The following is an 8,216-nucleotide window of genomic DNA, read 5'->3' as shown; positions in this document are numbered from 1 at the left end:
GGTCTTCGAGGAACAGCTACGCTCGCTGCAACAGCCCGGTGTTGCAACGACCGGTTGAACTCGCCCAATTCAGATCAAGAAAGTACATCCACGCCCTGCACCGCCACGGCCTGGACGGCTCCATGGGAAGAGTCGGCGCCGCTGGCGACAACGCCGCCATGGAATCCTTCTTCGCGCTCCTGCAGAACAACGTCCTCGACCGCCGCCCCTGGGCCACCCGGCAAGACCTCCGCACCGCGATCGTCACCTGGATCGAGCGGACCTACCACCGACGCCGCCGACAACTCCGGCTGGGCCGTTTGACCCCCATCGAGTACGAGATCACCATGAAGTCCGCCGCAACCCTCGCGGCATGAAAACCGACTGTCACCAACCCGTGCAGCAGCCCCCTCCACCGCGTCGTGAGGGGCGCGATCGGGCAAGTTGGAGGGGCCTCCAAGGCCAGTATCGTCGGCGCATGCCCAATACACACCTCATGATCATCAGTGACCACGGCGCATTGAGCTGGGTGGTAACCGAGCAGAAGATGGCCTTCCCCGCTGGCCGCTCCAGACTCGCCCAGTCCGTCAAGGAAGGCGACGAAGTCTTCCTCTATACGACCCGCGGGTGCTTCGGCAATCCAACTCGCGACCGCGGGCGCCTGATGGGGCTCGCAACCGTCTCGAATCCGGTTCACGTGTTGCCTGAGCCGCTGCATCTCGGTGAACGTGTCTTCCCTGAGGGATGCGCCCTCGACATTCAGACTCTGGCCGACTGGCGTGAAGGGCTAGTGCTCAGCGACCTTGTGCCGCAGCTAGAGGTATTCCCCGACCCTAGGGCATGGAGCGTACGCATGCGCAGGGCTGTCCTCACGCTCCCAGTCGCTGATGCGAAGCTGCTCCGTACCACTGTCGCACCTCTACTCCGTCCATATCCCGAAGTAGCTGAAGCATACCGCCAAGCATAGAACCCCTGCTACTTGACGGTACTCAGCTCTAGTTGCGATGGGTTAGCTTGGCTACGCAGCTACTCGAGGATTTCCAAGGCCGGGAGCGAGTCGATAATCTTTACCGTCTTTACGCTTACCGTCACGATCCGCTTGAGGAGGTCGATGATGTAGCGCGGGTCGTCGGACCAGTCATTGGGATCGTTGGTAATTTCCGATGCCTTGTCGACCTTGACCTGGTACCGGTCGACGATCCACTCGATCGCGGAGCGGGCTCCGAGCTGGTAGCTGTACGCCTCCTCCGGGATGTTGGAGAGAGTCACGCGGTGGTTGTAGATGATCGTCGAACGGTCCTGCTGCCCCTTCACCTTGGGGATTCTCATTTTCGAGACTCGGTAGAGCTCACGCTGCGGGGTACCGGCTGCGTCACCGGATACGGTCTCGACGATGCCTGCATAGGGCTCGGCTTGCTCGTAATTGATGTGCAGGTCGGCGAGCTTGCGACCAGCCTGGGCAAAGCCACGGAAGTCGCGCACCTTGGGGATGCGAGGCAGGGACTTCTTTAGGTCAGCGGCGAAGGCTGTGCGGAAGTCGAGGGAGTGAAGCAGGCCGTAGCAGTAGAAGAAAAGGTCGTCCCTGGTGATCTCCGGGTCTCCGTACGTTTCCCGGTAGTCCCGGAGCGCAGCGTCGGTGATGTTGTCCACGCGCTCATAGCCCACCTCTTCGCCCAGGGCAGCGAAGAGGCCCTCATCACTACCGAGTTCACGGTAGGTGTAGCGAGGGAAGAATTGGCCATTGCTGGAACCCCAGTACGCCAGATCAGGAAGATGATCAACTGCGTGCACCGAGAAGGGTTTGTCTGACCCCACGCCGGTCACGTAGAAGCCAAAGTTTTCATGACCCGGAGTCGGGAACATCAGCGGCAGCTTGCCCGGTCGATGGTTCAAGTCCCGATCGAAGTAGACCGCGTGCCGATTGAAGGGCCGGTACATACCGGTGACCATGCGGCCTGAGTCGTACCCGATCGCCTTGCCTTGGGCCATCTTGGAGATCAGGCTTGACGACCAACTAATCCACTGGGGGGCGCGGTCGATGTACATCTCCGCATCGGAAGGTTTCGGATTGGCGATACCTTCCGTCTCGCAGTAATCACGGAAGCCCGTGCGCTGGGTATTGTAGAAGTCGATCATCGACTCCATATTTTCGCCGAGTTTCTGCTCGGAGTAGTTATATACCCAAGCATCCCTATTTGTCTGAAGTCCCGGGGAGTAGCCTCCAAAGATGGCGGCCTGCCCACCCTTCACAACCTTGTCGCCCAACGCCCGAAATTCGCCGTACCGCTCGTCCCTCTGGTTAATCCAGTCTCCTTCGGCGTTCGGCGCCAGCTTCTTCCAACTCACCGTGTCGAGGGCTTGTGAGCCGAGGGTGCGGAGTTTGTTCTCGCGGGTGAGGTAATCCCCGATGTCGCGGTAATGCAAGGCACATCCAGCCTCCGCACCGTAGTTTCTGCCAACCTTCACTAGAAGAAGGATCGCGACAGTGTTCCGACTGCCGGATCCGAAGATCTTGCCGCCTTCCTTCCGAGAGAGTTCGCCAGCTGTGCGCTGGTTGCCTCGCAGGTTGTAGCAGTAAATAGCGTCGAATTCATCGACCAGAGATTTGCGTAGTCCGTCGGCGGTGTTGCCATCGATATAGCCGCCGTTGGAGACGAATGCAACGACACCCTCATCCTGGATTCGGTCGGAGGCCCAGCGGATGGCGCGGATATAAGAGTCGTACAGAGAGTTCTTATTCGTAGCCGTCGAGAGAGTGGCGTACGTCTGCTGGATTCGCTCGTCAAGCACCTCGTACTTCACGTTTTGATTGTCGTCGTTCTGACTGTCTTGCCCCACCGAGTAGGGGGGGTTGCCGACAACTACGGTGATGCCTTGCTTCTGCTGCTTCTTGGCACGCTCGCTATTCCCCTCCAGGACGTCCATTCCGTCGAGTTTCGTCGTGCCCTCGGCGAGCTGGAATGTGTCGGTGAGGACGATGCCTTCGAAGGGCTGGTAGTCGCCGCCGGCGAGGTCATGGAAGGCGGCCTCGATGTTGACCGCGGCGATGTAGTAGGCGAGGAGCACGATCTCGTTGGCGTGCAGCTCACTCGTGTACTTGCGCAGCAGGTCTTCCGGCTTGATGACGCCGGACTGGAGGAGGCGTACTGGGAAGGTGCCTGTGCCGACGAAGGGGTCGATGATCTGGACGCCCTCGTCCGAGAGGGAGCGGCCGAGGTGCTTGGCCAGGGCCTGTTCGGTGGCGCGGATGATGAAGTCGACGACCTCAATGGGGGTATAGACGATGCCGAGCGAGTCGGCGGTTTTGGGCAGGGCGGTCTTAAAGAACTTGTCGTACAGCTCAACGATGACGCGCTGGCGGCCCTCATGGTTGTCGATGCCCTCGGCACGAACCTTCACTGAATTGTAGAAGCCCTCCAGGGTCTTGGCCTCGGCATCCAGGCCCTGGTCGTCAAGGATGTCGAGCATCCGCTGCATGGCTTTGGACACGGGGTTGTGCTCGGCGAATCCGTAGTCCTTGAACAGGGCGTCGAAGACCGGCTTGGTGACGATGTGCTGGGCGAGCATGTCGATGGCATCGGGGTCGGTGACGCCGGGGTTTATGGTCGCGCGCAGTTCGCCGACGAACTCTTGGAAGGCGGCCTGCTTCTCGGGGATCGCCAGAGCGGCCTTAATGCGAGTGACGTGGCGGTCGGCGATCTGGGCGATGTCCTTGGCCCAGTCTTCCCAGTAGTGGCGTTCGCCGACCTTGTCGACGATGCGAGCGTAGATGGCGTCCCGCCAGTCGCTGACGGAGAAGAGGGCGTCCTGGATGTGTTGGGCGCCCTGGGCTTCCTTGTCCTTGGCGGCCTGGGCGCTGTCGGCGGTGCTGGAGCCGTCCTGGTCGCCGATCGTCTCGTCGTTGGGCCCGATGCTGCCGATGCCGATTTTGTTGTCGGGCTTGTTCTTGTTGAGTTCGATCTGGTTGACGGTCGCATTGAAGCGGTCGTCATGGGCGCGCAGCGCCTGGAGGACCTGCCAGACAGTCTTGAAGCGCTCGTTCTTCTGGAGGGCCGCCTCCGGTGACATGCCCGCGGGGATAGCGACGGGCAGGATGATGTAGCCGTAATTCTTGCCGGGGGCCAGGCGCATCACGCGGCCGACGGACTGGACGACGTCGACCACCGAGTTGCGGGGGTGTAGGAAGAGGACGGCGTCCAGGCTCGGGACGTCGACGCCCTCGGATAGGCAACGAGCGTTGGAGAGGATGCGGGCCTGGTTCTGCCCCGGGTCTTGCTTGAGCCAGTCCAGGAGCCTGTTGCGCTGCAGGGTGTTGAACGTGCCGTCGACGTGGTCGACCTCGCAGTGCAGCACGTCGTCGTCAGCGTCGTCGTAGGCGTCGACGACCTCGTTGAAGCGGGCGGCGATCGACTTGGAGTCGGCGATAGAGCGGGCGAAGGCCACCGCCCGCTTCATGGGGGCCTCCTCCTCGGCGAAGCCGGAGCCATCGGCGAAGGTGCCAGTGCGCTTAGCCATGGCGTTCCAGCAACCGATGATCTTCGCCGCGTCATTGAGGTTGAGCTCGGAGGATCCGCTGGCAATGCCCTGCTGGAGAGTCTCGGCGACGACGCCCTCGTCAATGGTGAGGATGAGGACCTTGTAGTCGGTGAGCAATCCCTGTTCGACAGCCTGGCCAAAGCCGAGCCGGTGGAATTCGGGGCCGAACATCTGCTCGTTGTCCATCGAGGCTAGGACCGCATCAGCGTTCTTCGCATCGGCCTTGGCGTCCTCGTTGTAGATGCGTGGTGTGGCCGTCATGTAGAGGCGGCGCTCCGCGCCGAGGTAGTCGTCGTTGTGGACACGAACGAAAGCCGACTCGTCGTGGCCGACCAGTGTGACGCCGGTTGTGCGATGTGCCTCGTCGCACAGGATGAGGTCGAAGCGGGGCAGTGCCTTCTTCTGTGCATCAGCGACGGCGGCGATCGAGTGGTAGGTAGAGAACACCACCGTCAGCCCTGGTGCCGCCTCCACCCTGGCCGTCTGTTTGATCAACTGGTCGGGGTCCGTGGTGGCGGGCAGGGCCAGGTCGTGGGCGGCCATGTCCTCGTCGTCGCCCCTGGTCTGCTGCTTGCCGACCTTGGTGTCCGAGCACACAGCGAAGGAGCGCAACGGCACCTCTGCTTCGAACGACCATTCGCGCAGCGTCTGAGAGAGTAGAGCGATAGATGGCACCAGGAAGAGAACAGTGGTGTGCTCCCCCTCCCCAGCCTGTGCACGCTCCTGTTGGAGTCGTTCTGCGATCTTCAGGCCGGTGAAGGTCTTGCCTGTCCCGCAAGCCATGATCAGCTTGCCTCGATTGTGGCCTGCGAAGCCGGCGAAGACATCGTCGATCGCCGCGACTTGGTGCCTGCGAGGAGCTTTCTTGTCTTGCAGGGACAGCTCGAACGGTGCGTCCTGGGCCGGCAGGTGCCACTCGACAGGGCTGTTAGCGATGTCCGACAGACCGAGGCGGGTGACCGGGATCTGTTGGTCGGCTAGTGCGGCCTCGGCGTTGGACCCCCACTTCTCAGTCGTGGAGATGATCATTCGACGGGTGAAGCCGCCCTTGCCGGAGGCCGTGAAGAAGGAGTCAATGTCCTCCTTCCGGATGGTGTGGTGCGGTTCATAGAATTTGCACTGGATCGCGCAGAATCCCCCTGTCTCTCGGTCCTGCGCCACCAAGTCGATACCGGTATCACGCTTGTCGTGCTCTGCGCCGGGCCAATCGGCCCACATCCATACCCGACTGAACTGCTCGTTCCACTGAGGGTCGGTACTGAGGTACTGGAGCATCAGCTCCTCGAAACGAGTCCCGCGTTCGCGGTTTTGTCCAATGGAGCCGTTACGGATGGCCCTGATGACGTCGTGCACCGATGTAGTCGTGCTCACTGCGCTTCGCTTCCCGTCACTGCCGGAGGCGGACGACGCCGCACACCGGGGAGATCACACACAAGGATGTTCCAGAACCCTAATGGCAGTCCGCGCCAGGTGCATTGGCCGATTGCGCGGTGGCGGAAACTGATCGTCCATGGAGGAGAGTTCACGGGGCCGCCGATCGGACAACGTGACTCAGGGTTCGTGAATCGACCAGGCCAACTACTGTCCGTTGGCCCATCTCGTGGCAACGAGCGGCCCACAGTCCAAGGCACGGCGGGTGAATCAACCATGCTCGAATCGGTTCTTGGGAGTGCCCCGTTGGTTCATGACGAATGGTGATCCGTCTGCGTTGAGGCTTCTGCCAGCATCTCGATCTGGTCATCGCTGAAGAGGCCGAAGGGGATGCCCATGGCACACACTACGTGAGTGGCGCCGAGATGCTGCCAGGTGAGGAGGCGAGAACGGATCTCATCCGGCGTGCCGATCAGGCCGCGGCTGCGCCAGGCTTCAAAGGCCACGGCATCCAAGTGGCCGGCAGGTACCCATTGTTGGAGGCGCCGCCAGCGTCGCAGCAGGTCGTCTTCGTCCTTTCCAATAACCGTGGTTAGTCCGACCGACCGTAGCAGCGGCGCCTGGCTGTTCGAGCTTCGCTGTCCTGCGGCGCTGAGCACGGTATCCAGGCGTCGGGTGAAGTCATAGGGGCTTGGGTCCCAGGCCAGATTCCAGCCGTCAGCTACCCGGCCGGCGACGGAGAGGATGCCGGAGCGTTTGCCCCCGATCCAGATCGGCGGGGCCGAGTACCCCAGGCTGGTGCGAAGCAGGTTGGCCGTTGCCTCGACGGCTGCGAGGCGTGCAGTGCTGGACGAGAAGTGCACGTTCGCGTCTTCGAATTCGGCGGCGTGCCACCCTGCTCCGAGGCCCACGTCGATTCGCGGGCCGGCGATGTCCGACGCCGTGGCGATCTGGTGTGCCAGCAGGGCAGGTTCGCGCAGCGGTGCTGGGGTGACCAGCGAGCCGAGCCGGATGTGCTGGGTGACTGTGGCGAGGGCCGCGAGCAGGGTCCAGCAGTCGGGTGAGCGTCTGGGGCGGCCGTCGCCTGCGTCGAGCCATAGGTGGTCGGAGACCCACAGTTCGTGGAATCCGGCAGCTTCGGCCCGTTCTGCGTAGGCGAGGGCGGCGCGTGTTCGGGCGCTGCCTGCGATGCTGGGGTCGGGGAAGAGTCCGTCGTAGTGGGGTAGTGCGAGCCCGAGCGTGATCACGGGCGGCTCCCCGAGGTCGGCTGCGGTGGCGCGAATGGGCTGAGTAACGGGTGTGCCATGTCGCGGATGAGGCGGGTCGCTTCGCCGAGTAGTGGTGCTAGCTGATGCTCTCGGCCTGCGGCGGCCGACTTGGGGATTTCCCGCAGTAGGAGCATCGCTGTGTGCCGTGCCAGGGCGGTGAGGTCCCGCTCGTGGTGGGTGGCGCTGGTCATCTGAGAGAAGGCATCGACGACGGGAGCCGTCCAGGCCGTTGGCAGCGTCGTCTCGGGGGCCTCGTATTGCAAGGTGAGGGCGCTCGGGCTGAGTGTGGCGTCGCCGTGTGCGTGGGCGAGTAGATCCTCGACGTGCCACCAGCCGACGAGGTGACTGGTCATCATCCGCCAGTCCTGATGCAGCCCCGCCCATTCCCAGTCCACCAAGTGCCAGTGGTTCGCGGGGTCGAGGAGGATGTTTCGTGGCTGCGGGTCTCCCTGGCAGGCGACATGGATGGTCGGCGCGGGGATGCTGGCCAGCTGATTCAGGATCTGGTTCAGGGGGCCGTGGTCGATGTCGTTGACGACTACGTGGCGGGACAGGGGCGCCGGTAACCCTGCCTGGTGGAGGGCGTAGCGAAGTCCTGTTGTGCCGCGCTGCCAGCGCAGCTGATGTTTCCGGGTGGCTGAGGACATGTCGAAGCCCGGTTCGGCGGTTCGCTGCCACACCTGGCCGAGCATGGTGACGACGTCCTTCCAGACCGCGGGTGCCGGGCCGTGAGTTCCTTGGTTGTGTACCGCGTCAGCCAGTGTGGTGGTGGAGGGGCAGCGGGTGATGAGGGTGTCTGTGCCGTAGATGCTTCCGGCGAAGAAGACCTCGGGGAGTCGGCTGCCGAAGAACGGCTCGATTGACTTGCGGGCCGCGGCCTGGGCGTGGGCCGGCACCCGCGGGTTGGTGGCTGTCTTGACGGCGAGGAGTTGTCCGTCAGGCTGGCGGACGATGCGGACGGTGGCTCCTGAAGTGCCGGTGCGGACTGTGCGGACGACGTGGGCGGTGCGGAAGCTGGGATGCTCCCGCACCGGTATGCCCGTGTTCATGGTCCTCCCGGCC

The 8,216-nt window shown here is 63.0% G+C and carries 5 protein-coding genes; 2 read left to right on the top strand and 3 right to left on the bottom strand.

The genetic code is table 11. The annotated features are described in order from the left end of the window. A partial coding sequence (locus tag H343_RS29620; RefSeq protein ID WP_486586822.1) for an integrase core domain-containing protein occupies positions 1-356 on the top strand: 356 nt, incomplete at its 5' end. Positions 357-457: 101 nt separating this feature from the next. Next, the gene (locus H343_RS34100) at positions 458-946 is read left to right on the top strand and encodes a hypothetical protein (RefSeq protein WP_078505200.1); all 489 of its coding nucleotides are present in this window, start codon (positions 458-460) and stop codon (positions 944-946) included. A gap of 59 nt (positions 947-1,005) precedes the next feature. On the opposite strand, the gene H343_RS0108310 is transcribed toward H343_RS34100, so the two are convergent. The 3 genes from H343_RS0108310 to H343_RS35240 form a co-directional block, all read right to left on the bottom strand. Next, complete coding sequence (locus tag H343_RS0108310; RefSeq protein WP_028430750.1) at positions 1,006-5,868, bottom strand: type ISP restriction/modification enzyme; 4,863 nt, start codon at positions 5,866-5,868, stop codon at positions 1,006-1,008. Between the two features lie 329 nt (positions 5,869-6,197). After that, entirely contained in the window at positions 6,198-7,133 is a 936-nt protein-coding gene (locus tag H343_RS0108305) for an LLM class flavin-dependent oxidoreductase (RefSeq protein ID WP_028430749.1), read from the bottom strand. Further along, positions 7,130-8,203, bottom strand: coding sequence for a protein kinase family protein (locus H343_RS35240; RefSeq protein WP_028430748.1), 1,074 nt, complete (start codon positions 8,201-8,203; stop codon positions 7,130-7,132). The genes H343_RS0108305 and H343_RS35240 overlap by 4 nt, the downstream gene beginning before the upstream one ends. Positions 8,204-8,216 lie beyond the last annotated feature (13 nt).

It is taken from the genome of Streptomyces sp. TAA204, assembly GCF_000424965.1.
This window is presented reverse-complemented; position numbering and strand designations above follow the sequence as displayed.